General features: G+C 68.8%; 21 protein-coding genes. 7 read left to right on the top strand and 14 right to left on the bottom strand.

Annotation, left to right across the window (positions count from 1 at the left end; all coding sequences use genetic code 11):
- Window positions 1-85 precede the first annotated feature (85 nt).
- The gene (locus tag QLH51_RS00620; protein WP_125655074.1) at window positions 86-715 is read left to right on the top strand and encodes a cell wall hydrolase; all 630 of its coding nucleotides are present in this window, start codon (window positions 86-88) and stop codon (window positions 713-715) included.
- 87 nt (window positions 716-802) lie between these two features.
- On the top strand, window positions 803-1300 hold the full coding sequence (locus tag QLH51_RS00615; protein WP_125654844.1) for an MmcB family DNA repair protein: 498 nt from the start codon (window positions 803-805) through the stop codon (window positions 1298-1300).
- Window positions 1301-1487: 187 nt separating this feature from the next.
- On the opposite strand, the gene QLH51_RS00610 is transcribed toward QLH51_RS00615, so the two are convergent.
- The 6 genes from QLH51_RS00610 to QLH51_RS00585 all read right to left on the bottom strand — a co-directional run bounded on the left by QLH51_RS00610 (window position 1488) and on the right by QLH51_RS00585 (window position 7110).
- Entirely contained in the window at window positions 1488-2249 is a 762-nt protein-coding gene (locus QLH51_RS00610) for a TIGR02186 family protein (protein WP_125654846.1), read from the bottom strand.
- On the bottom strand, window positions 2246-3160 hold the full coding sequence (locus QLH51_RS00605) for a sulfite exporter TauE/SafE family protein (protein ID WP_125654848.1): 915 nt from the start codon (window positions 3158-3160) through the stop codon (window positions 2246-2248). The genes QLH51_RS00610 and QLH51_RS00605 overlap by 4 nt, the downstream gene beginning before the upstream one ends.
- A 121-nt stretch (window positions 3161-3281) precedes the next feature.
- Window positions 3282-4286 carry a hypothetical protein gene (locus QLH51_RS00600; RefSeq protein ID WP_206428821.1) on the bottom strand — a complete coding sequence of 335 codons (1005 nt, stop codon included), beginning with the start codon at window positions 4284-4286 and terminating at the stop codon, window positions 3282-3284.
- Window positions 4283-5674: a glycosyl transferase family protein gene (locus QLH51_RS00595; RefSeq protein ID WP_125654850.1), complete on the bottom strand. Its 1392-nt coding sequence runs from the start codon at window positions 5672-5674 to the stop codon at window positions 4283-4285. Before QLH51_RS00595 ends, QLH51_RS00600 begins: the two co-directional genes overlap by 4 nt.
- 227 nt (window positions 5675-5901) lie before the next feature.
- Window positions 5902-6411, bottom strand: a complete 510-nt coding sequence (locus tag QLH51_RS00590) for an RcnB family protein (RefSeq protein ID WP_125654852.1) — start codon at window positions 6409-6411, stop codon at window positions 5902-5904.
- Window positions 6412-6636: 225 nt separating this feature from the next.
- Window positions 6637-7110 carry an outer membrane protein assembly factor BamE gene (locus QLH51_RS00585; RefSeq protein ID WP_206428822.1) on the bottom strand — a complete coding sequence of 158 codons (474 nt, stop codon included), beginning with the start codon at window positions 7108-7110 and terminating at the stop codon, window positions 6637-6639.
- Between the two features lie 116 nt (window positions 7111-7226).
- Between QLH51_RS00585 and QLH51_RS00580 the strand changes: the two genes are divergently transcribed.
- Entirely contained in the window at window positions 7227-7736 is a 510-nt protein-coding gene (locus QLH51_RS00580) for a ubiquinol-cytochrome C chaperone family protein (protein ID WP_125654855.1), read from the top strand.
- Window positions 7733-8251 carry a YceD family protein gene (locus QLH51_RS00575; RefSeq protein WP_125654857.1) on the top strand — a complete coding sequence of 173 codons (519 nt, stop codon included), beginning with the start codon at window positions 7733-7735 and terminating at the stop codon, window positions 8249-8251. The genes QLH51_RS00580 and QLH51_RS00575 overlap by 4 nt, the downstream gene beginning before the upstream one ends.
- Before the next feature lie 10 nt (window positions 8252-8261).
- Here QLH51_RS00575 and QLH51_RS00570 read toward each other — a convergent pair whose 3' ends face one another.
- Window positions 8262-8861: a TetR/AcrR family transcriptional regulator gene (locus tag QLH51_RS00570; RefSeq protein ID WP_125654859.1), complete on the bottom strand. Its 600-nt coding sequence runs from the start codon at window positions 8859-8861 to the stop codon at window positions 8262-8264.
- A 115-nt stretch (window positions 8862-8976) separates the two neighbouring features.
- Here QLH51_RS00570 and QLH51_RS00565 point away from each other — a divergent pair, with 115 nt between their 5' ends.
- Complete coding sequence (locus QLH51_RS00565; RefSeq protein ID WP_125654861.1) at window positions 8977-11214, top strand: TonB-dependent receptor; 2238 nt, start codon at window positions 8977-8979, stop codon at window positions 11212-11214.
- A gap of 160 nt (window positions 11215-11374) precedes the next feature.
- Window positions 11375-12601 carry a spinster family MFS transporter gene (locus QLH51_RS00560; RefSeq protein WP_206428823.1) on the top strand — a complete coding sequence of 409 codons (1227 nt, stop codon included), beginning with the start codon at window positions 11375-11377 and terminating at the stop codon, window positions 12599-12601.
- Window positions 12602-12714: 113 nt separating this feature from the next.
- Here QLH51_RS00560 and QLH51_RS00555 read toward each other — a convergent pair whose 3' ends face one another.
- The 7 genes from QLH51_RS00555 to rpmI all read right to left on the bottom strand — a co-directional run bounded on the left by QLH51_RS00555 (window position 12715) and on the right by rpmI (window position 20227).
- The gene (locus tag QLH51_RS00555; protein ID WP_125654863.1) at window positions 12715-14286 is read right to left on the bottom strand and encodes a peptide chain release factor 3; all 1572 of its coding nucleotides are present in this window, start codon (window positions 14284-14286) and stop codon (window positions 12715-12717) included.
- 314 nt (window positions 14287-14600) lie between these two features.
- A complete protein-coding gene (locus tag QLH51_RS00550; RefSeq protein ID WP_125654865.1) occupies window positions 14601-15470 on the bottom strand; it encodes an aldose 1-epimerase family protein in 870 nt (289 codons plus the stop codon).
- Window positions 15467-17830 carry a phenylalanine--tRNA ligase subunit beta gene (gene pheT, locus QLH51_RS00545; RefSeq protein WP_125654867.1) on the bottom strand — a complete coding sequence of 788 codons (2364 nt, stop codon included), beginning with the start codon at window positions 17828-17830 and terminating at the stop codon, window positions 15467-15469. Before pheT ends, QLH51_RS00550 begins: the two co-directional genes overlap by 4 nt.
- Window positions 17827-19080 carry a phenylalanine--tRNA ligase subunit alpha gene (pheS, locus tag QLH51_RS00540; RefSeq protein WP_125654869.1) on the bottom strand — a complete coding sequence of 418 codons (1254 nt, stop codon included), beginning with the start codon at window positions 19078-19080 and terminating at the stop codon, window positions 17827-17829. The genes pheT and pheS overlap by 4 nt, the downstream gene beginning before the upstream one ends.
- Before the next feature lie 33 nt (window positions 19081-19113).
- Window positions 19114-19428, bottom strand: a complete 315-nt coding sequence (locus QLH51_RS00535; protein WP_125654871.1) for a GIY-YIG nuclease family protein — start codon at window positions 19426-19428, stop codon at window positions 19114-19116.
- A 210-nt stretch (window positions 19429-19638) separates the two neighbouring features.
- Window positions 19639-20010, bottom strand: coding sequence for a 50S ribosomal protein L20 (gene rplT, locus QLH51_RS00530; protein WP_055757215.1), 372 nt, complete (start codon window positions 20008-20010; stop codon window positions 19639-19641).
- 13 nt (window positions 20011-20023) lie between these two features.
- A complete protein-coding gene (rpmI, locus tag QLH51_RS00525; protein WP_055757212.1) occupies window positions 20024-20227 on the bottom strand; it encodes a 50S ribosomal protein L35 in 204 nt (67 codons plus the stop codon).
- Between the two features lie 158 nt (window positions 20228-20385).
- Here rpmI and QLH51_RS00520 point away from each other — a divergent pair, with 158 nt between their 5' ends.
- Window positions 20386-22503: an AsmA family protein gene (locus tag QLH51_RS00520; RefSeq protein WP_125654873.1), complete on the top strand. Its 2118-nt coding sequence runs from the start codon at window positions 20386-20388 to the stop codon at window positions 22501-22503.
- The last annotated feature ends 188 nt before the right edge of the window (window positions 22504-22691 follow it).

Raw genomic sequence — 22691 nt, 5'->3', positions numbered from 1 at the left:
TGGCGCAGTCGGGGGGCAGGCGCCAGGGGTTCCGCGCGAGCGGAACGGGTCGGGCGCGCAGGTTCACCGCACGATAGTGACGATGATGACGCTGCGCTTCCCGATGGCGGCCCTCGCCGCCATGACGCTTGTTGCCGGTCTGGCCCCATCCGCTTCGGCAGAGGAATCGGCCGTACCGACGTCGGTCATCAACCTGCCGCTCCCGGCAAAGGTTCCCGTCCGGTTCGCCCCGCCGACCGAAATCGTGCAGCCGGTGCCGACCGCCGCCGCGACCGTGCCCGATACGGTGGACGCGGACGTCGATCATGCGACGCTTGCGGCCGCCGTCGCGGCCCAGCCGGCGACGATCGATGACGAGGAACTCAACTGCGTCGCGATCGGCGTCTATTACGAATCGAAGGGCGAGCCGCTGACCGGCCAGCTCGCGGTGGCCGACGTCATCCTCAACCGGGCGACGTCGGGCCGTTTCCCGACCTCGGCCTGCGGCGTGCTGACCCAGCGGGGGCAGTTCTCCTTCGTGAAGGGCGGTCGCCTGCCCGATGTCGATACCAGCCGCCCGGCATGGAAGACCGCCGTCGCCATCGCCCGCATCGCCCGGCAGGACCTGTGGGAAAGCCCGGCCAAGGGTGCGCTGTTCTTCCACGCCCGCCGCGTCAGCCCGAACTGGGGCAAGACCCGCGTCGCGTCGCTCGGCAACCACATCTTCTACCGCTGAGAGTCCGTTTGAGAATGCGCTGAAGGCGCATTCTCAAACAACCCTTACCCTCTTTTCCCGTTCGCATAATGTTCCTATAAGGCGGCGATGGCCAGCCTTGCCCTTGGCGCGCAACCGCCCGCGCCCGACCCCCATCCGCTGATCGCTGCCGAAGTCGCCCGCGGCGTCACCCGCATGCTGCTGGCGCACGATCTGACCGCCATGGCCGAAGTCCCGCTCGACGGCGGGCGGCGGGCCGACCTGATGGCGCTCGATGCGCGCGGGCAGATCGTGATCGTCGAGATAAAGGTCTCGCGCGCCGATCTGCTCGGCGACGGCAAATGGACCGACTATCTCGGCTCCTGCGACCGTTATTTCTGGGCGGTCCCGGCCGGGTTCGACGTGTCGCCGCTGGCCGGCGAAGCGTTCCTGCCCGATCGCACCGGCATCATCGTCGCCGACCGATACGAAGCGACGATCCTGCGCGAGGCATCGACCACCCCCCTGCCCGCCCATGTCCGCAAGCGCTGCACCCTTGCCTTCGCCCGGCGCGCGGCGCGGCGCCTGATCGGCGCGGTCGACCCGGAAGCGATCCAGGGGTTTTAGGCGGGCGAGGAAGGACGCTTTCCTACAACGCCGACCCGTGACAGGCTCGCCGCACGCTCCTTGCCATCGCCGCCGCCATCACGTCCCGCACGCACCGTGACAAAGTGCGTGCGAGTGTGACCTTTGTGACCTTTGGATTCGAGAAAACAGTTTTTTGCTGACGTTACCGTATCTTGCCGGGTTTCGATCAGAACCGCCGCCACAATGCCCCGGCTGCCCAGCCGAACCCGACCGACAGCGCCACCGCCGCCAGCCCGTACCACAGCGACGCCTGGTTCGCGGCGATCGCCACGAACCGCTCGAACCCCGATTTGCGGATGTCGATCTCGCGCACCGCGGCCGCCAGCACCCGCCCGTCGCGGATCAGGAAGGTTTCCGCGGTGAACTTCCCCACCGGCACGCGCGCCGGAATCGTGATCGCCGCGCGGTACAACACGTCGTCGGTGATCTCGACCGCGCCCGGCGTCTCGCGGTACAGCCCGGCGCGCTCGCGCAGGCCGACAAAGCCTTGGGCGAACCGCGCCTGATCCTGTGCCGACGTGCCCGCCGCCGGGGACAGCTGCAGGCTGTCGAGCCCCAGTTCATAGATCGCCCGGGTCCGCTCGTCGACGATCCGCCCGATCGGCCGCGAGGAGGCGATGGCGTAGAAGGACGGGGCGGAGCGATAGCTGATGCGGTCGGCGTTGATCCAGATTCCGGCGACCTTCTCCTTCTCGCGCACCACGATCGATTCGGGCGGGCCCTTGACCACCACCACGATCTCCGCCGGCCGGTCGCCCTGCGGCACGCGCCCGCCGGGATAGAGGATCGCGCCGAACAGCAGCAGCTCGGCCCCGGTGAACGAATAGGCGATCTGAACGTCGCGGGTCGACACGTCGGGCACCAGCACCGGCGCGGCCGCCCCCATGGTCAGCGGCGCCAGCACGGCCAGCAGCAGCGCGCGCCTCATGCCGGCTGCACCGTATAGATGTCGTCGGGCCGCCACCCGAGGCCCAGCGCCATGCGAAACGCCACCGCCAGCACGATGATCGCCAGCGCGAGGCGGAGATATTCGGGCTTGGCGCGCTGGGCGAAGCGCGCGCCGATCTGCGCCCCCGTCACCGACCCGATCAGCAGCAGCACCGCCAGCACGATATCGACCGCCTTGGTCGTCAGCGCATGGACCATCGTCGCCGCGGCGGTCACGAACAGGATCTGGAACAGCGAGGTGCCGACCACCACCCGCGTCCCCATGCCCAGCAGGTACAGCATCGCCGGCACGAGGATGAACCCGCCACCGACCCCCAGCAGCACGGTCAGGATGCCGGTCGCGAACCCCAGCAGCAGCGGTGCCAGCGGCGAGATGTAGAGGCCCGACGCGTAGAAGCGCCAGCGCAGCGGCAGCGCGGCGACCAGCGGATGGTGCCGTCGCCGTGCCGCCCGCGGCGGGATCGCACCGCGCAACACCCGGACCGCGCCGATCGCCTCCTTCAGCATCAATCCGCCGATCGACCCCAGCATCACGACATAGAGGATGGCGATGACGGTATCGATCTGCCCGCTCGATTGCAGCAGGCGGAAGATGCCGGCGCCGGCGATCGATCCCAGCACCCCGCCGGCCACCAGCACCCACCCCATGCGGAAATCGACGCCGTCGCGGCGCAGGTGCGCGAACACCCCCGACACGCTGGCGCCGGTCACCTGGCTGGCGGCCGACGCGGCGGCGACGGTCGGCGGGATGCCATAGAAGATCAGCAGCGGCGTGGTCAGGAATCCGCCGCCCACCCCGAACATGCCCGACAGGAACCCCACCCCGCCGCCCAGCAGCACGATGACCAGCGCGTTGACCGACAGGTTGGCGATGGGAAGGTACAGGTCCATGGCGTTCCCGGTTACCGCGTTCGGCCGTGCCGTGCCAGCCGGCGGTATCCTGAAATGCGTCGGTAGGCATTTCTCGCCGCCGCCGCAAAACGCGCCCTCTCGCGCGTTTTCGAACTATCGCTCAAAAATCGCTGCCCAGCGTCAGGGCCGGTCCCGATCCCGGCGCGGCATTGCCCGCGATGCGCTGTCGCCAGTCGACCGACAGCCGCATCGCGCTGCGCCCGACCGGAATCGCCGCGACCAGCGACGGACCGATATCGACCCGCATCGCGCCACGCTGGGCCCCTCCCCAGCTGCCGATGCCCAGCTTCAGCGCGCTGCCGCCGATCGTCGCCACCGGACGCAGCACCCGCGCCGCGCCATCGGCATAGGGTTCGATCCCGTCGCGCGCCACCGCGCCCGCCTGGCCATAGGCTTCGACGCCCAGCCGCCCCGGCAGCATGCGATCGACCCCGGCGATCAGGCCCAGCCCGGTGCCGCCCTGCCCGCGATCGAGTGCCACCCGGCGCTCCACCACCACTGCCACCGATGCCGCGACCGGTCGCCATTCGATCCCCAGTGCCGCCTCGCGTCCCGGCCCGGCCAGCGGCGTCGCGAGGCGTGCCGCCACCGCCGCGCGGCCATCCGCGTCGACCGGCATCCGTACGCGCACCCCCGCCTGCCCACCGCCCAGCTGCACCGGGCCGCCGGTCGCGCTGCCCGGCCGGGCGAGCGCCCACAGGCTGACCGTCATCCGCCGCTCGCCACCCGGCCGCAACCGGATCGGTGGCGGCAGGATCGGGTGCAGCGGCTCGGCCGATCCGAAACCGGCCAGTGCCAGCAGGGCGAGCTGCACCCGTGCGGGCTCGACCGGTCGCACCCGATCCGGGGATAGCCGGTGCGCCGCCGGCATGGTCGGCACGGTTCGCCGGCCCGCCATCGCCGCGACCGATACGGGCCGCCACGCTGCCGGTGCCGGCAGCCGAACCGGCGCGACGGCAGCGACCGGCGCCACCTCCGGCAATGCCAGCCGCACCCGATGCTCCGGCGGCACGCCCTCGGGCCAGAGCAGCGTCACCCGCATCCCCACCCATCCCACCGTGACCAGCGCGAGGAAGCGCAGCGGGCGTCCGCGTGCCGGACTCATGCCCCCGACAGGTCGCCGAGGTCGGGAAAGTGGTGCGCGGTCTTGTCCCACCGCACCGGCCGCCCGCGCAGGGTTCCGGCATAGCGCACCACCGCCCGCCGCGCCGCCAGCAGCGCCACGAGGTTGCCGACCAGCATCCGCGGGATCGAACGCCACGCCTCGTCCCGGCCATAGGTGCGGCGCACCAGCGTCCATCGCATCGCGATCCGCCACACCAGCAGGCACAGGTTGATCGCCAGCACCAGCTGCAACGCGGGATCGACCGGCACGGCGCTGCTGCCGCGCCACGCATGGATCACCAGCGCCAAGCCCCACGCGACCAGCGCGACATAGGCGATCGCCAGCACCGGGATCGCCAGGATCGCCCGCCGGTCGCGCATCCGCATCCAGTGGTCGCGCCACCCCCCGCCCGCCTGCCAGCCGATCCGGTCCCACCCGGCCAGTGCGATGCCGGTCATCCACCGCGCCTTCTGCCGGACGGCGGTATCGAGCGTCGCGGGGAAATAGGCGCGCACCGCGACCGGCGGCCCGCCTGGGGTTTCCAGCGCACGGACGAACAGCCCGCGGCCGCCCAGCGCGCGGACCGTCAGCCCCAGTTCGTAATCCTCGGTCAGGCTGGTTTCGTCGAACGGCAATCCGCCGCGCCGCGCGGCGATCCGCGCCAGCATCGCCCCCGCGATCGCGCACCCCACCCCCGCCAGCGGCAGTTCGGCGCCCAGCGCCCCGCGCACCGGCAACTGCCGGCCATGCGCCTCGGCGAACTCGTCGATGTAATGGCCCGATACCCAGCGCGATCCCGCATCGGCAAGCGGCAGCACCGGCAGCTGCACCGTATCGGCGCGTGCCAGCATATGGTCGTACACGCGCAGCTCCCCCGGATGCACGACATCCTCGGCATCGTGCAGCACGAAACCGGTGAACGGCCGCCCCTCGCGCCCGCCATCGGCCGATGCCGCGCTCCAGAGCGTATTGAGACAGTCGGCCTTGGTCGTCGGGCCGGGACGCGGCGTCAGCGCCAGCCGGACGCGGTCGTCCCCGGTCGCGACGGCGAAGATCGCGGCGATGGTCGCCGGGTCGTTGGGATAGGCGCCGACATAGAGCCGCCAGTCGGGATGATCGAACCGCGCCAGCGTCGTGCGCAGCATCGCGCCGATCACTGCCGATTCGTCCCATGCCGGAACCAGCACCGCCAGCCGCCCGGTACAGCCGTCGACCGGAAAATCGGCCAGCGTTGGCGCGGTCCGGCCGTGCCACCAGCGGCGGATCGTGCGCAGCAGATAGGCGATGTCGATCGCCAGGTCGTCCAGACCGCCGATCAGGAACCCGACCGCCGCGAACAACATGGTTTCGCGCGCGATGCCGTCAATCCACGGGATGGACGCATCCATGCCCCAGCCCCCGTTGCCCTGCCCCACCGCGATCTAGGCGGCATTCGTATACGCCGGCAAGGGCGTTCGCGGCGGGGCGGGGGACGGACGGCGGATTATTTGTGCAGGGCGATTGAACCGCCGGTGATTCGGGACGTTGGCGAAAACGGTCCTAAATCCCCTTTCGGGACTGGTGCCCCGCGCACCGGCCGCGCCGAGCGTATCGACGGCGCGGCCGAACCGCGGGCTTACCAGAAGAAGTTGCGGATCACGTCGATCACCCGGCCGCGCCGCTGATCGATCAGCAGCACGTCGTTGTAATGCCGCACCCAGCGCTGGTTGCCGCGCGCCGGGGGCAGGCGATAGCGGCCCGGATCGGCGATCCAGTAACGCTGTGCGTAATAGGGACGCCCGATCGCGATTCCCGGCCGGAAGCTCTGATAGCGGAACGGCGCGTTCCAGCCGCCGCGGGCATACAGGTTGCGGTGCCCCTGCCGATAGGCGCGCCAGTCGTTGCGGCCCCATGCTCGGTCGCGCAGGTCCTCGCGATATTCGCGGCGTGCGCGGTTCAGGTCGCGCCGTTCGTCGCGAATGTCGCGGCGGTCGCCATGGCGCAGCGCCTGGCGATATTCGCGGCGCTCCTCGCGAATGTCCTGCCGGTCGCGGCGCAGTTCGCGCGCCGACTGCGCCATGGCCGGCGCGGCAACGCCGGGAAGGGCGACCGTTGCCGCCAGCGCGGCCAGAATGATCTTTCGCATGGGGATTGCTCCTGTCCTCGTGATGCGAACAGGTTTGCCCGGGTCGCGCTGAACGATGCGCGAATGCGGTTGTCAGGTTTCTGAAAGGGTGGAGGCCATTCCCGAGACGGCGGAAATCCGCAAACGCCGCCGCCCGGATTCGAGCGGCAGGCGCTGCGCCTGATGGCCGCCCGCCTGCGCGAGCGCGACTTGGGTAAAGACCGGCGCCGGTCGCGCCGGATGCCCCTACCGGTTCTGCGCCGGTCCGCCGGTACCCGGCGCGCCGACCGTGCCGATATTGCCGAACAGGTCGCGGAAGAAGTTCGATTCGCGGCCCAGCGTCGGCGTCTTCTTGTCCCACGGGCTGATGCCGACGACCTGGTCGACGCCGGTACGGTCGATCGCGGTCACGTTGCCCGCCTGGTCGAAACTGATCTTCAGCGTCGTCTGATCGGCGGCACGCGGGCGATTGAACGCCAGATTGCGGCTGTCGCGCGACAAATAGAACCACTCGCGGTCGGAAAACTGCCCGACGAAGGTCGGCGTGCCCAGCGTCTGTAACACCGACTGGCGGGTGTCGACGCCCGGCTGCACCGCGTTGACCAGATCGGGATCGATGACATAGCCCTGATGGCTGCGCAGCTTCGTGCAGCCTCCCAGGCCCGCCGCGGCACAGGCGATCATCAGCGCCACTGCGCCACGGGTGGGGAAGCGAACCATAAAATCTCCGTCCAGCGAACGCGCGACCGGGTCGCGCGATTGCATCGCGCGGCCACGCGTTCAATATGACGGACCCGCGTTATCCACAAGCGCGCCCTTTGCCTGTCCGGAGAGTCATGCGTCTGCCCCGCCTGTTCCGCCGCGAACCGCCGCCGCGCGTCGCCGCCACCCTGTACGACGCCGTCGTCACCCGTGGCCGGATGCCGCACTGGTATCTGGCCGGCGGCGTGCCCGACACGCTCGACGGACGGTTCGACATGATCGCCGCGGTGCTGGCGATGGTGATGCTGCGACTGGAAGGCGAGGGGGCCGGCGCCGCGCCCGCCGCGTCGCTGGGCGAATGCTTCGTCGACGACATGGACGGACAGCTGCGGCAGATCGGGTTCGGCGACATGGTCGTCGGCAAGCATATCGGGCGGATGATGGCGGCGCTTGGCGGGCGGCTGGGGGCGTATCGCGACGGCCTTGCCGACGGCACGCTCGACGCCGCGCTGGTGCGCAACCTGTATCGCGGGGTCGAGCCCGATCCGGCGGCGCTCACCCATGTCGCCACTGAACTTCGCACGTTCCGTGCCGCGCTGGCCCCGGTATCGGTCGACGATCTTCTATCCGGAAAGCTGCCATGAACCCCGAATTCCACCGTCCCGTCCGCATCGACCAGATCGGCGAGGGCGAACTGCGACAGCGGATCGCTGCCGATGCCGACGAACGTCGCCGGCTGGCGGGCCGGTTCGGCCTGCTCGAACTCGATGTGCTGACCGCCGACTACAGCCTGCGCCGCGATGCCGGCGGAATCTTCGCGACCGGGCGCTTGCAGGCAAGGGTCGCGCAACCCTGCGTCGCCAGCGGCGAACCGGTGCCCGAATCGGTCGACGAACCCTTCACCCTGCGCTTCCTGCCCGAAGGCAGTGTCGACAGCAGCGAGCTGGAGCTCGACGACGATGCGATGGACACGATGTTCTACGCCGGGGCATCGATCGATCTCGGCGAGGCGGCGGCCGAAACGCTCGCGCTGGCGCTCGACCCCTATCCCCGCAGCCCCCATGCGGAGGCCGCGCTGCGCGCCGCGGGGGTGCTGAAGGAGGAAGAGGCGGGACCGATGGCGGCGCTGGGCGGTCTGGCCGACCTGCTGAAGAAATAGGGGCGGGGGGTCAGCCGATCCCCCGCGCCAGCAGCGTGGCGATCAGGTCCGCCACCTCCTCGGGCGTGCGGTCCTCGTCCCATACGCCGTAGCGCAGGCCGAGGAACACGTTCATTCCCATGATCGCCCAGGCGTGGACCTCCGCGCGGGGATCGTCGGTCGTGCCACGCAACCGCGCCGCGATGCGATCCGCCGTCGTCGAATAATGCCGCCGGAAGCTCGCCGGATCGACGAACTCGGCCTCGTCGATGATGCGGTAGATTTCCTTGTGCGTCCGTACGAAGCGGATGAACTCGAGCAGCCCGGCACGCTCCGCCGCGATCCGCCCGTCGGCCTGCGCGATCGCCGGGGCGACATGGTCGCGCACCTGCGCCGACATGTCGGCGACCAGTGCCCGGAACACCGCGTCCTTCGAATCGAAATAGGTGTAGAAACTGCCCAGCGCCACGCCGGCGCGCCGCGTGATCCCGCTGATCGATCCCTCGTGGAACCCCTTTTCGCCGAACTCGATCGCGGCGGCGTCGAGGATCGCGCGCTGCGTCCGGCGGCCACGTTCGGTCCGCGGCACCTTGTCGTGGGGCAGGTCCGCCCCGGCAGCGTCGGTGCCCATCGATTTTCTCTCCCTCGCTCCGGATCAAGTTGAAACCCGGTTCAGCTTTCAGTATAGCGAAGCGCAACGACGTACAACCCGGCCAACGGGTGGCGTCCACATCAGGGAGAGGTCGATGCACCGCACGTTCGCAATCCGCGCCAGCCTGCTGATCGGGGCGGCGCTCGTCGCATCGCCCGCGCTGGCGCAAACCACCGAAACCCCGCCGGAAACACCGGCCGAAACGGCATCGGCCGTCGCGGATCAGGGCGATGGCGACATCGTCGTCACCGCGCGGCGTCGTGCCGAAAGCGTCATCGACGTGCCGATCGCGATGTCGGTGGTGACCGGCGACCAGCTGACCCGCACCGGGGCGGTCGATATCACCGCGCTGCAGGACAAGACCCCGAACCTGACGCTGCAGATCGCGCGCGGATCGAACTCCACCCTGATCGCCTTCAGCCGCGGCGTCGGGCAGCAGGACCCGCTCTGGGGCTTCGAACCCGGTGTCGGCCTGTATCTCGACGACGTCTATGTCGCCCGGCCTCAGGGCGCGGTGCTCGACATCTTCGACGTGGAACGGGTGGAGGTGCTGCGCGGGCCGCAGGGTACGCTGTACGGCCGCAACACCATCGGCGGCGCGATCAAATACGTCACGAAGCGGCTGGGCCACGACTATGCCGCCACCGCCCGTGCATCCTATGGTGCGTACAACCAGTTCGATCTGGTGGGACAGGTGACCGTGCCGATCGGTGATACCTTCGCGATCGGCGGCGCGATCGCCCGCTACAAGCGCGACGGTTACGGCACCAACCTGACTACCGGTGCCGACCAGTATGACAAGGATGTGCTGGCCGCGCGCGTCTCGGCCGAATGGACCCCGACCGATCGCATCTTCGTACGCGTCGCCGGCGACCGCACGCTCGACCGGTCGAACCCGCGCCACGGCACCCGGCTGCTGCCCAACGGCACCGATGCGCGCTATGCCCCGACCGGCAACGTCTACGATACCCGCGCCGGGGTCGGCGACCGCAACCGGGTGGTGGCGCAGGGGCTGTCGCTGACCGGCGAGTTCCAGTTGTCCGACCTGCTGACCTTCAAGTCGATCAGCGCGTATCGCGAAGGCGCTACCAACACCGTCATCGATTTCGACAACACCGTCCTGCCGACGCTGGACGTGCCCGCCGAATATGACGACTGGCAGTTCACGCAGGAATTGCAGCTGCTGGTCCAGGGCGAACGGGTGCAGGGCGTCGTCGGCCTCTACTACCTCGATGCCGACGCATCGGGCGCGTTCGACACGGTGCTCGGCCTCGCCAACACCACCACGCTGACATCGGGCGCGGTAAGGACGAAAAGCTATGCCGCGTTCGGCGACGTCAGCGTCGACGTGACCGACCGGCTGAAGGTGTCGGCGGGCCTGCGCTATACCAGGGACGACAAGACCGGCACCGTCTTCCGCCGCAACTATACCGGCATCCGGTCGCCGCAATTCGGCAATGCCGCCGCCGTGCCCGGCCTGATCCGCACCAACTACACCAACGACCGCAGCTTCGACCAGTTCACCCCGCGCCTGTCGATCGCCTACGAACCGCGGCAGGACCTGAACCTGTATGCGTCATGGGGGCGGGGGTTCAAATCGGGCGGATTCGACATGCGCGGCGACGCGGTGTTCACGCCGACGACCGTGAACGGCTACGACCCCGAAAAGATCACCAGCTACGAAGTGGGGATGAAGGGCGCGTTCCTCGACCGGACGCTGTTCCTGAACATGGCCGGATATTATTCGCGCTACACCGACCAGCAGGTCACGATCCAGGTGCCCAACGTCGCCGGCGGCATCGCCAGCTTCGTCGACAATGCGGGCAAGGCGGACATTTACGGGCTGGAGATCGAGGGGCGGGTGGTCCCGTCGCGCAATCTCTCCGCGCAGGTGTCGTTCGGCTACACCAATGCCGATTACAAGGAATTCCTGACGTTCATCGGCGGCGGCACCACGCCGGTCGACGTCGCGAACCAGCGCGTGTTCCAGAACACGCCGGAATTCACCGCCGCCGCGTCGTTCACCGCCTCGACCGATCTTGCCGGCGGCGCGCTGTCGGTGACGCCCGAAGTCACGCTGCGCAGCGACTATTCGCTGTTCGAAATCCCGACGCCCGCACTCGATCAGGACGGCTATGCGCTGGTCAACGCCTCGGCCAACTGGATTTCGGGCAATGGCCGCTACCGGCTGGGGGTGGCGCTGCGCAACCTGACTGACCAGCGCTACCGGGTCGGCGGCTACAACTTCCCCGGCGCGCTCTTCGGCAACTCGATCATCGGCTATTACGGCCCGCCGCGCACCGCGACCGCGACGTTCGAGGTGAAGTTCTGAGCCGAAGCTCCTCCCCGTTGCGCGGGGAGGGGGACCGCGGCCGAAGGCGGTGGTGGAGGGGGCCGTCCACCTCCACAACGGTTGCGTGTGGGGCGACACCCCGCCACCAGCTACGCATGGTCCCCCTCCCCGCGGAGCGGGGAGGATTTATAAGGCCAACATGAAGAACCCCCGCCTCACCCTCGCCATGTTGCTGCTGGTCTACAGCTTCAACTTCCTCGACCGGCAGATCCTGTCGATCCTTGCCCAGCCGGTGCAGCGCGACCTCGGCCTCGACGACGGACAGATGGGGATGCTGGGCGGTCTCGCCTTCGCCGCGCTGTATTCGACGCTGGCGATCCCGCTGGCGCTGATCGCCGACCGCACCAGCCGCACCTGGGTCATCACCATCAGCCTCGGCGTGTGGAGCGCGTTCACCGCGCTGTGCGGGCTGGCGCAGAATTTCACGCAGATGTTCCTGTTCCGCCTCGGCGTCGGCGTGGGGGAGGCGGGCGGCGTCGCCCCGTCCTATGCGCTGATCGCCGACACCTTCCCCCCCGAACGCCGCGCCCGCGCGCTGGCGATCTATTCGCTGGGCATTCCGCTGGGCGCGGCGGGCGGCGTGCTGCTCGGCGGCTATATCGCGCAGGCGGTGGAGTGGCGCACCGCCTTCTACACCGTCGGGCTGACGGGGATCGTCATCGCGCCGTTCTTCCGCCTGCTGGTGAAGGACCCGCCGCACCCGCCCGCCACCGCCGATCGCATTCCGGTAGGCCGCGTCTTCGGCATTCTCGCGCGCAAGCCCGGCTTCTGGCTGCTCGCCTTCGGCGCGGCGGCGGGGTCGATGTGCGGTTACGGCGTCGGCTTCTGGCTGCCCAGCCTGATGATGCGCAGCTTCGGCCTCGACCTGATCCAGACCGGACAGTTCTTCGGCGCGCTGCTGCTGACCGGCGGGGTCGCGGGCATCCTGCTCGGCGGATCGCTGGGCGACCGGCTGGGTGCGCGCGACAAGCGCTGGTACGCGCTGCTGCCCGCGCTCTGCTATGTGCTGGGCACGCCATTGTTCATCGCCGGGGTGCTGTCGGGCGGCTGGGTGGCCGCCTTCGCGCTGTTCGTGATCCCGCAGGCGCTGGTCTATGTCTGGCTCGGTCCGGTGCTGACAGCCGTCCAGCACCTCGTCCCGGCGCATATGCGCGCCACGGCGTCAGCCTGCTTCCTGCTCATCAACAACCTGATCGGGCTGGGTCTGGGCAGCTGGGTCGTCGGACAGCTGTCGAAGGGCCTGGCCCCGGCCTATGGCAGCGAATCGCTGCGCTACGCCATCGCGGTGGCACTGTGCCTGTATCTGGTCGCCGGTGCGCTGATGGCCCTCGCCAGTCGCAGGCTGGAGCGCGACTGGGTGGCGTGACCCACTGGGTCCCGGCCACGAACGTCACCCCGGCATAGGCTGGGTTCTCCCGGTTCGGGGCAGGACAAGAGCCGCAAGAGACCCCAGCCTCCGCCGGGGTGACGTCGGGGCGCCTACCGCTCCCGCGTCGCCGCGAACGTCACCTTCGCATAGCGGTCGGCGATATACCCTACCTCCCACGCGCTCTTGGCCAGAAACACCGGATTCCCGTCGCGATCCTTCGCCATCGCGCTGCGATGCAGGTCGGTAAACGCCTTCAGGTCCGCCGGATCGGCCGCCGACACCCATCGCGCCGTCTCGAACGGCGCCATTTCCAGCCCCGCCGCGACCTTGTATTCCACCTCCAGCCGGCTCAGCAGCACTTCGAGCTGCAACTGCCCGACCACGCCGATGACCCAGTTCGACCCGATGTCGGGATAGAAGACCTGCGTCACCCCTTCCTCGGCCATGTCGTCCAGCGCTTTGCGCAACTGCTTGGTCTTGGTCGGGTCCTTCAGCACCACGCGGCGCAGGATTTCGGGCGCGAAGTTGGGCAGCCCGGTGAAGCGCACATCGGCCCGCTCGGACAGCGTATCGCCCACTCGCAGCGTCCCGTGGTTGGGAATCCCGATGATGTCGCCTGGATAGGCCTCATCCGCCAGCTCGCGTTCGCGCGCGAAGAACAGGATCGGCGAATGGATCGCGATCGGCTTGCCGTGCCCCGACGGGGTCAGCTTCATGCCGCGTTTGAACACCCCCGAACACAGCCGCATGAACGCGATCCGGTCGCGGTGGTTGGGGTCCATGTTCGCCTGCACCTTGAACACGAAGCCGGTCACGCGATCGTCGGTCGGCTCGACGGCGGCCGGTTCGGCGGGCTGCGCGCGGGGCGGGGGGGCGTGGCGCGCGATGGCATCGATCAGCGAATCGACACCGAACTCCTTCAGCGCCGACCCGAAATAGACCGGGGTCAGGTCGCCTGCGCGGTACGCCGCGCCGTCGAAGCTGGCATAGCCGCCAGTCGCCAGTTCGGCCTCTTCGCGCAACCGCTCGGCGCCCTCCGCCGACAGCACGCTGTCGATCCGTTCGTCGTCAAGGCCCGTGAACTGCTCGACCTTGCCCTGAAAATCCTTGGTCCCGGCCTCGGGCTGCAACAGCCGGTTGTCGACCAGATCGTAAATCCCCTCGAACTGCCCGCCCATGCCCGCCGGCCACGTCATCGGGCACACGTCGAGTTGCAGCATGTCGGCGACCTCGTCGAGCAACTCGAACGGGTCGCGGCCTTCGCGATCGACCTTGTTGACGAAGGTGATGATCGGCACGCTGCGCAACCGGCACACTTCGAACAGCTTGCGCGTCTGCGGCTCGATGCCCTTGGCGGCGTCGATCACCATCACCGCCGAATCGACGGCGGTCAGCGTGCGGTATGTGTCCTCGGAAAAGTCCTCGTGGCCCGGCGTGTCGAGCAGGTTGAAGGTGAGGCCGTTCCGTTCGAACGTCATCACCGACGACGTGACCGAAATCCCGCGCTGCTGCTCGATCTTCATCCAGTCCGACCGCGCGCGCCGCGCCTGTCCGCGTGCCTTGACCTCACCCGCCAGATGGATCGCACCGCCGAACAGCAGCAGCTTTTCGGTCAGCGTGGTCTTGCCGGCGTCGGGGTGGGAAATGATCGCGAAGGTGCGGCGATCGGAAATATGGTCCATCGCCGGCCTTTAGGGCCGCGGGGGGAGGGCGGCAAGATTGGGGTTGGAAGAGAGGGGTTCACGCGAAGGCGCGAAGGCGCGAAGGCGCGAAGGCGCGGAGACAAGAAGGAATATTTTCGCGCAAAGGGGCGAAGGACGCAGAGGGGTTGCGTTATGGGACACCGGCTGCCTCCGGCAGACCGTTACTGCGGTTGCAGCGAAGAGAAGGCCGCTGGCGCGGCGGAGCTTTCCCCGCGGACGCAACCTCTTTGCGTCCTTTGCGCCTTTGCGCGAAATCCAACTCTTCTTCGCGTCTCCGCGCCTTCGCGTGAAAATCAACCCTTCAACGTCACCGACATCGCCGCCCGATGCGACTGCCCCGGCGCAACCCGGTGGATACCCGGCTTGTCGAAGATGTTCCCGGTAAACCCCTCCGGGTCGGCGATCCCGTCCCACGGCTCGATGCAGACGAACGCCGCCCCCGGCTTGGTCCACACCCCCAGCTTCGGCATTCCCGGAAAGTCGACGCGCAACTGCGGGCCGTCCGCCGCGCCATAGGTCACGCTGTCGCTGTGGACGGGATCGAATACCAGCGCATCGTCGGCGAACAGCGCGTCGGTCAGGTGCAGCACCCGCCCGTCGAGCGGGCTCGGCCGCCGCTCCGCCGCGATCGTGCCATTGGCGGCGATCGCGGCGACGGTGCCAACTTCGGTGTCCGAAAACACCATCCGGTGCGCTGTCCGGTCGTATCCGTAAGGCAGCGGCCACGCGAACGCCGGGTGGAACCCGATGCTCGCCGGCAGGTCGCGGTCGCCGGTATTGGTCACCGACACCGCGGTATGCAGGGTGGCGCCCTCCAGCCGATGTTCCACGTGAAGCGTGAAGCCGAACGGATAGACCGCCCGCGTCCCGGCATCGTCGGTCAGTTCGTACCGCACGGAAACGTCGTTCTGCGCAACCTTCGCGAACATCCGCCGCCGCGCAAAGCCGTGCTTGCCCAGCGTGTAGGCCTCGCCATCCACCCGGTACGTGTCGTCCTGCAACGCGCCGATGATCGGGAACAGGATCGGCGCGTGGCCGGTCCAGAACGCCGGATCGGCATCGGTCATCAGCTCGCGCCCCGCCGCATCCTTGAGCGAATGCAACTCCGCGCCCAGCGGATCTATCGTCGCCGTCAGCACGCCGTTGGTCAGCACCACGCTCATGCGCGCAGGCTCGCGCCGACCTTCGCCGCGGCGGCGACGATCTTGTCGGAGATTGCCTTCAGCTCGGGATCGGTGAAGCTCCTCGACCCCGGTTGCAGCGTCACCTCGATCGCGAGGCTCTTGTGCCCCGGCTCGACTCCCTGCCCGGCGAACACGTCGAACAGCCGCGCATCGACGATCGCCGCCTTGTCCGCGCCACGCACCGCGCGCACCAGCTGGTCGCCCGCCAGACTGTCGGCCACGAGGAACGCGAAGTCGCGCGTCACCGCCTGCAACGCCGGCGGGGCATAGGCGGCGCGCATGAACCCGCTGCCGCGCTTTGCCGGCAGGGCGTCGAGATAGATTTCCGCCGCCACCGCGCCCGCGCCCAGGTCGAACGCCTTGGCGGTGACCGGGTGCAGCACGCCGAAGCTCGCCAGCACCGTCTTCGGCCCCAGCCTGAGCGTCGCCGACTGCCCCGGATGGAACACGTCACCCGCACCGTCCATCACCTGCAAATTCGCCACCGGTGCGCCCGCCGCCTCGAGCAGTGCCAGCACCTCGCTCTTGGCATCGAACGCGTCAAAGCCCTGCGCCTTGCCGCCGCGCCAGCCGCGCGCGGTCCGCTCGCCCGCGAACACGATGCCCAGCGTCATCCGCTCGCCATCGGCCAGATAGCGCCGCCCGATCTCGAACAACCGCACGCTGCTCGCGCCCCGCTTCAGGTTGCGCGCCGCCGCGCTCAACAATCCGGGCAGCAGCGACGGGCGCATCACCCGCATGTCGCTGGCGATCGGGTTCACGACCTCCCATGCGCCGCCACCGAACGGGGCGGCTTCGTCGTCGGCGATGAAGCTCCACGTGATCGCCTCGGCCAGCCCGCGCGCCGCCGCGGCGCGCCGCATCCGCCGTTCCAGCTTCTGTTCCGCCGTCGCGGTCGGCACCGCCACGCCCGCCGGGCGATCGAGCGGGGTGGAGGGAACCTTGTCGAGCCCCTCGATCCGGATCACTTCCTCGACCAGATCGGCGGTGCCGTCGACATCGCGCCGCCACGACGGAACCGTCACCTGCCAGCCGTCACCGACGGCGAAGCCCAGCCGTTCCAATATGTCGCGCTGCCGGTCCTCGGCCACGTCCAGCCCGCCCAGCGTCGCGACGCGCTCCGGCTGATGGACGATGACGCGCGGTTCGGTCGGCGGCGATCCCGCCCTGGTCACGCCACTGGCGGTGCCGCCACACAGTTCGACGACATAGTTCGTCGCGATCGCCAGCCCGGCGTCGAGGAACGCCGGATCGACCCCGCGTTCGAACCGGGTGCGCGCATCGCTGGTCAGCGTCAGCTTCTGGCCCGTGCGCGCGATCGCCTCCGGCGTGAAATACGCACATTCGATCAGCACGTCGGTGGTCGCCGCCGACACGCCCGAATGCTCGCCGCCCATGATCCCGCCGATGTCGTGCACCGCCGAAGCGTCGGCGATCACCGTCTCGCCACCGTCCAGCGTGTACGACTTGCCGTTCAGCGCCACGACGCTCTCGCCCGGCTTCGCCTGCCGCGCCACCAGCCCGCCGTCCAGCCTGGCCATATCATAGACGTGCAGCGGCCGGCCCAGATCGAACATCACGTAATTGGTGATGTCGACCAGCGTCGAGATCGGCTTCTGCCCGATCGCGGTCAGCCGGCGGCGCATCCATTCGGGTGCCTCGCCATTGGTGAGGCCACGCACTGCCTGCGCATGGAAGGCCGGGCAACCCGCCGCATCCTCGACCCGCACGTCTGGCCCGCCGCCTTCGCCCGCGACCACCGGCACCGCCAGCGGCTTGAGCGTGCCGTATCCGGCCGCCGCGAGGTCGCGCGCGATGCCGCGCACGCCCATGCAATCCTGCCGGTTCGGCGTGACGCTGACGTCGATGACCGGATCGTCCAGCCCGGCCCAGGCGGGGAAGGGGGTGCCGACCGGCGCGTCGGCGGGCAGCTCGATGATCCCGTCATGATCCTCGCCCAGCTCCAGCTCGCGCGTCGAACACATCATGCCGTTCGATTCGACGCCGCGGATCGCCGCGACCTTCAGCACCATGCCGTTCGCCGGCACCGTAGCGCCCGGCATCCCGAACACACCGATCAACCCAGCGCGGGCGTTGGGCGCGCCGCACACCACCTGCAACGGGCCGTCACCGGCATCGACGGAGAGGACCTGCAACTTGTCCGCCTGCGGATGCGGCTCCGCCGTCAGAACGCGGGCGATGCGGAAGGCGCCGAGCTTCTCGCCCGGATTCTCGACGCCCTCGACCTCCAGCCCGATGCGGGTCAGTGCGCCCAGGATCGTGTCGAGCGATGCGTCGGTGTCGAGATGCTGGTGCAGCCAGCCAAGCGTGAACTTCATGCGCCTACTCCCCCCGACAGCGTGGGGACGTCCAGCGCCGCGAAGCCATAATGTTTCAACCAGCGCAGGTCGCCGTCGAAGAACGGGCGCAGGTCGTCCATGCCGTATTTCAGCATCGCAAGGCGATCGACGCCGGTGCCGAACGCGAAGCCCTGCCACTCGTTCGGGTCGAGGCCGCACGCCGCGATGACCTTCGGGTGGACCATGCCGCTGCCCAGCACTTCCATCCAGCCGCCATTGCCCCCGGCCGGGTCGCCGCCGACGACGCGGCGGCCCTTCTCGATGGTATAGCCGACATCGACCTCGGCCGATGGTTCGGTGAAGGGGAAATAGCTGGGGCGCAGGCGCAGGACGATGTCGTCACGCTCGAAATACGCCTTCAGGAACGTCTCCAGCGTCCATTTGAGATGCCCCATATGGATGCCGCGATCGATCACCAGTCCCTCGATCTGGTGGAACATCGGCGTGTGGGTCGCGTCGCTGTCGCTGCGATAGACCCGCCCCGGTGCGATGATGCGGATCGGCGGCTGCCGCGTCATCATCGTGCGGATTTGCACCGGACTCGTATGGGTGCGGAGCACGAACCGCTGCGCGGTTCGATCATGCTCCGGACCGGCCGGCGGTGCGCCAGCCCCGTCCGACGGCGACGGGCTTTGCCCGGCGCGGGTCGATTGGGACGCGCCGGTGGCGGAGCCACCGGCGTCGGACGCTGCCTCGGCAGCGCCGGCCGCGCTTGCAGTTTCCTCGCCCTGCGGGCTTCGGCGCTGCGCGTAGAACGTATCATGCATCGCGCGCGCCGGATGCGTCTCCGGAATGTTGAGCGCGGTAAAATTGTGCCAGTCGTCCTCGATCTCCGGCCCCGTCGCGACGGCAAAGCCCAGATCGGCGAAGATCTCCGCCAGTTCGTCCATGACCTGACTGACCGGATGCACCCCGCCCGCCGCGACGCGATCGACCGGCAGCGTCAGGTCGACCCGCTCCGACGCCAGCTTCGCCGCCAGCGCGTGGGCTTGGAGGTCCGCCTTGCGCGCGCCGATCGCCGCCGTCACCGCTTCGCGCAGCGCGTGGATGCCCGGCGCGACGGTCTGGCGTTCGTCGGGCGACAGGCCGCCCAGCGTCTTGAGCAGGCCGGTGATCGCCCCCTGCTTGCCCAGCGCATGGACACGCACCGCCTCCAGCGCGTCGATGCCGGCGGAAGCATCGATGGCGGCGAGCAGGTCGGCACGCAGTTGGTCGAGATCGGGGGTCACGGTCGCTCCGGTGGTCGGGATAGGCGACCGGCTTTATTGCGGAACGGCGGCGAAGCCTAGCCCCGTGGACAGGTCGTGCCAGTGGGGGTTGGTGGTTTCGATCAGCGTCAGCTTCCAGTTACGCTGCCATTCCTTGATCCGCTTCTCGCGCTGGATCGCGGTTTCCATCGTGTCGTGGCGTTCGAACCAGACGAGACGATGGCAGTTGTTGCGGCGGGAGAAGCCGTTGAAGGTGCCGGTGCGGTGCTGGTGGATGCGCTGGGGCAGGTTGCTGGTGACGCCGGTGTAGATGGTGCCATGCCGGCCGCTCGCCACGATGTAGACGCATGGCTCGCGGACGATGCTCATCGCTTCGACATAACCCTTCCGTCATCCCGACGAAAGTCGGGATCCATGGACGAGGTGTGGTTGATGGTGCGCGCCACCGTTAGCGTCGTGTGTCCATGGATCCCGGCCTTCGCCGGGATGACGAAGCTAGGCCCGCAACCGGAAAACACGAAAAACGCCGGCGGGTTACCCCACCGGCGTTTCTCATCCCTCAAACAGAAACCGTGCGCTTTACGCGGCGGCCTGTTCCGGCAGGGCGGCCTTCGCCTGCGCGACGATCGCCTTGAAGGCGGCTTCCTCGTGCATCGCGATATCGGCCAGGACCTTCCGGTCGAGTTCGATGCCGGCCAGCTTGCAGCCGTGCATGAACTGCGAATAGGTGATGCCTTCCGCGCGGACACCGGCGTTGATGCGCTGGATCCACAGGCCGCGGAAGGTCCGCTTCTTCACCTTGCGGTCGCGGTAGGCGTACTGACCGGCCTTTTCGACGGCCTGGCGCGCGATGCGGATCGTGTTCTTGCGACGGCCATAATAGCCCTTCGCCTGATCCAGAATCCGCTTGTGCTTCGCCTTGGTGGTCGTGCCGCGCTTGATACGTGCCATGCTTCAGTACTCCTTAACGCAGACCGTAGGGCGCCCACGCCTTGACACGGGCGGTGTCGGCGTCGGCGAGGACCGAAGTCCCGCGGTTCTGGCGGATGTACTTCGCGTTGTGCGAGATCAGGCGGTGGCGCTTGCCCGCGACACCGTGCTTGATCTTGCCGGTGGCGGTGAGCTTGAAGCGCTTCTTCACGCCGCTCTTGGTCTTGAGCTTGGGCATTTTGGTCTCCTCGTGAATCACGACGTGCGGATTGCCGCGGCAGCCCCAGATGGCCGGGCGAATCCCTTGAAAGGTCGTGGAAAGAGCGCGCCCCTAACCCGCCTGGTCACAAAACGCAACAACCGGAACTCGTTTCGCCTGCGAACGGTTGGGATGCGATGGCCGACGTTTCCGAAACTGCCGGCGCACCCGTCGCCCCCCGCCGCCGCGACTGGCGACGCATCGCGCTGCGGACGCTGCTCGGGATCGTCGCGGCGGTCTTCCTCGCATGGGCAGTCCTGTTCGTGACGAAGGGCCGGTTCCTGAAGGGCACGTTCGAACGGATCGCCTCGTCGCAGAGCGGGCGGACGGTGCGCGTTGCCGGCGATTTCCAGTTCTACTTCAACCCGCTGAACCTGAAATTCTTGGCAGAGGGGCTGTCGGTATCGAATCCGGACTGGGCGGGCGGCGGCAATGTGTTCGAAGCGAAGAAGCTCGACAGCTCGGTCGCCACGCTCACCTTCCTGTTCGGGCGGCGGCGGGTGAACTGGCTGGAGCTCGACGGCGCGCGCGCCGACCTGCACTGGGATGCCGCGCGGCGGCGCAATACCTGGACGTTCGGCGACCCGAACCGGCGCGGCAAGAAGCTGGAGCTGCCGATCGTGCGCAGCGGCAGCTTTCGCGACACGCGCATCCGCTATCGCGACCCGCAGTTCCGGCTCGACGGGACGTTCGACCTCGCGCCCGCGACCACGGCAGGCGCGCAATTCGAACGCGCGATCCGGGCGACCGGGCGCGGTACGGTGCGCGGGCGGCCGTTCCGCCTGACCGGCGAGCTGCAGTCGCCCAATGCGACGATCCGCGGCGGCCAGAACCGGCTGACCGCGCGGATCGAGGTGGCGCGGTCGGTCGCGATCCTTGCCGGTACGCTGCCCGGGCCGACCGAACTCGACGGATCGAACCTCGCCGTCCGCCTGCGCGGTCGCAACCTTGCCGAAGTGTTCGCGGTGCTGGGCATCATCACCCCGAACACGCGCACCTATCGCCTGACCGGGCGAATGACGAAGGACGGCGCCGACTGGAAGTTCACGCGGCTGCGCGGGACCTTCGGCGACAGCGATCTGGCGGGCAGGCTGACCGTGACGCAGCGCGAGCCGCGCCTGCTGCTGACCGCCGACCTGACCTCGCGCACGCTCGACATCGTCGATATGTCGGCGTTCGTCGGCTACGACCTCGAACGCGTCGAGGCGCAGGGCGCGGCGGGCGTGATCGAGCGGCGGGGTGGCGTACCGCGGCTGCTGCCCGACGCGAAGCTGAACGTGGAGGCGCTGCGAAATTTCGATGCGAAGGTCCGTTATCAGGTCGGCACCGTCCGCGCGCGCAGCCTGCCGGTGTCGAACGTCGACCTGACGCTGGACCTGAACGACCGGCTGCTCAAGCTGTCGCCGATGACCTTCGCCATGGCGCGCGGCAATGTCGCGTCGGACATCGTCATCGACGCGCGCCGTCGGCCTGCGGTCACCGATTACGACATCCGCCTGTCGCCGACGCCGATGGGGCGGCTGCTTGCCGGCTGGGGTGTCGCGGAAGCGGGCACTACCGGGACCGTGAAGGGGCGGGTCAAGCTGACCGGGACCGGCGATACCGTACAGGAGTCGCTGGCCAGCTCGAACGGGCGGATCGCGATCATCCTGCCCGCCGGCAGCTTCTGGACGCGCAACATCCAGTTGTCCGAACTCGACCTCGGCACCTTCGCGCAGAAGATGTTCGAGGGGAAGCTGAAGGAACCGGTGCGGATCAATTGCGGCCTGATCGGCTTCTCGGTGCGCGGCGGGGTGGCGGCGGCGGACCCGATCCTGATCGATACGCAGAAGAACGTCATGATCGGCCGCGGGGGGTTCAGCTTCCGCAATGAATCGATCGATCTTGCCTTCCGCGCCGATTCCAAACGATTCTCGCTGTTCGCCGGCCAGTCGCCGGTCGGGGTCGGCGGGTATTTCGCCGAGCCGCGTTACTCGGTCGTCAGCCCCGAACTGCTCAGCCGTGCCGGTGCCGGGCTTGGTCTCGCGTTGGTGGCGACGCCGGTGGCGGGGGTGCTCGCGTTCGTCGATCCGGGCGACGCGAAGGGCGCGGCGTGTGGCCCCATCCTCACCGGCGCAACGGCGCGTGCCCAGCGGACCAAGGGTGGCGAGGCACGCGACGATGTCGGGCGGGGGACTACCGCCAAGGCGGAGGACGGTCGCTCGAACCGGGGCGAGCGGAAGGAACAGCGGAAGAAGTTTCTCGGGATTTTCTGATTTCCACGCGAAGGCGCGAAGGCGCGGAAAGAAGAAGGTAGATTTCGCGCAGAGACGCGGAGGCGCAGAGGGGTTGCGTTCGCGGCAAGGTCGGCCGCGTTAGCGGCTCTCAATCTGCGTTGCAGCGCAAGACATCGTCTGCCGAACGCAACCGGTCGCCCGGGGCGGGACCTCTCTGCGGCTCTGCG

The sequence above is a fragment of the Sphingomonas sp. 2R-10 genome, assembly GCF_030062225.1.
Lineage (GTDB): Bacteria > Pseudomonadota > Alphaproteobacteria > Sphingomonadales > Sphingomonadaceae > Sphingomonas.
This window is presented reverse-complemented; position numbering and strand designations above follow the sequence as displayed.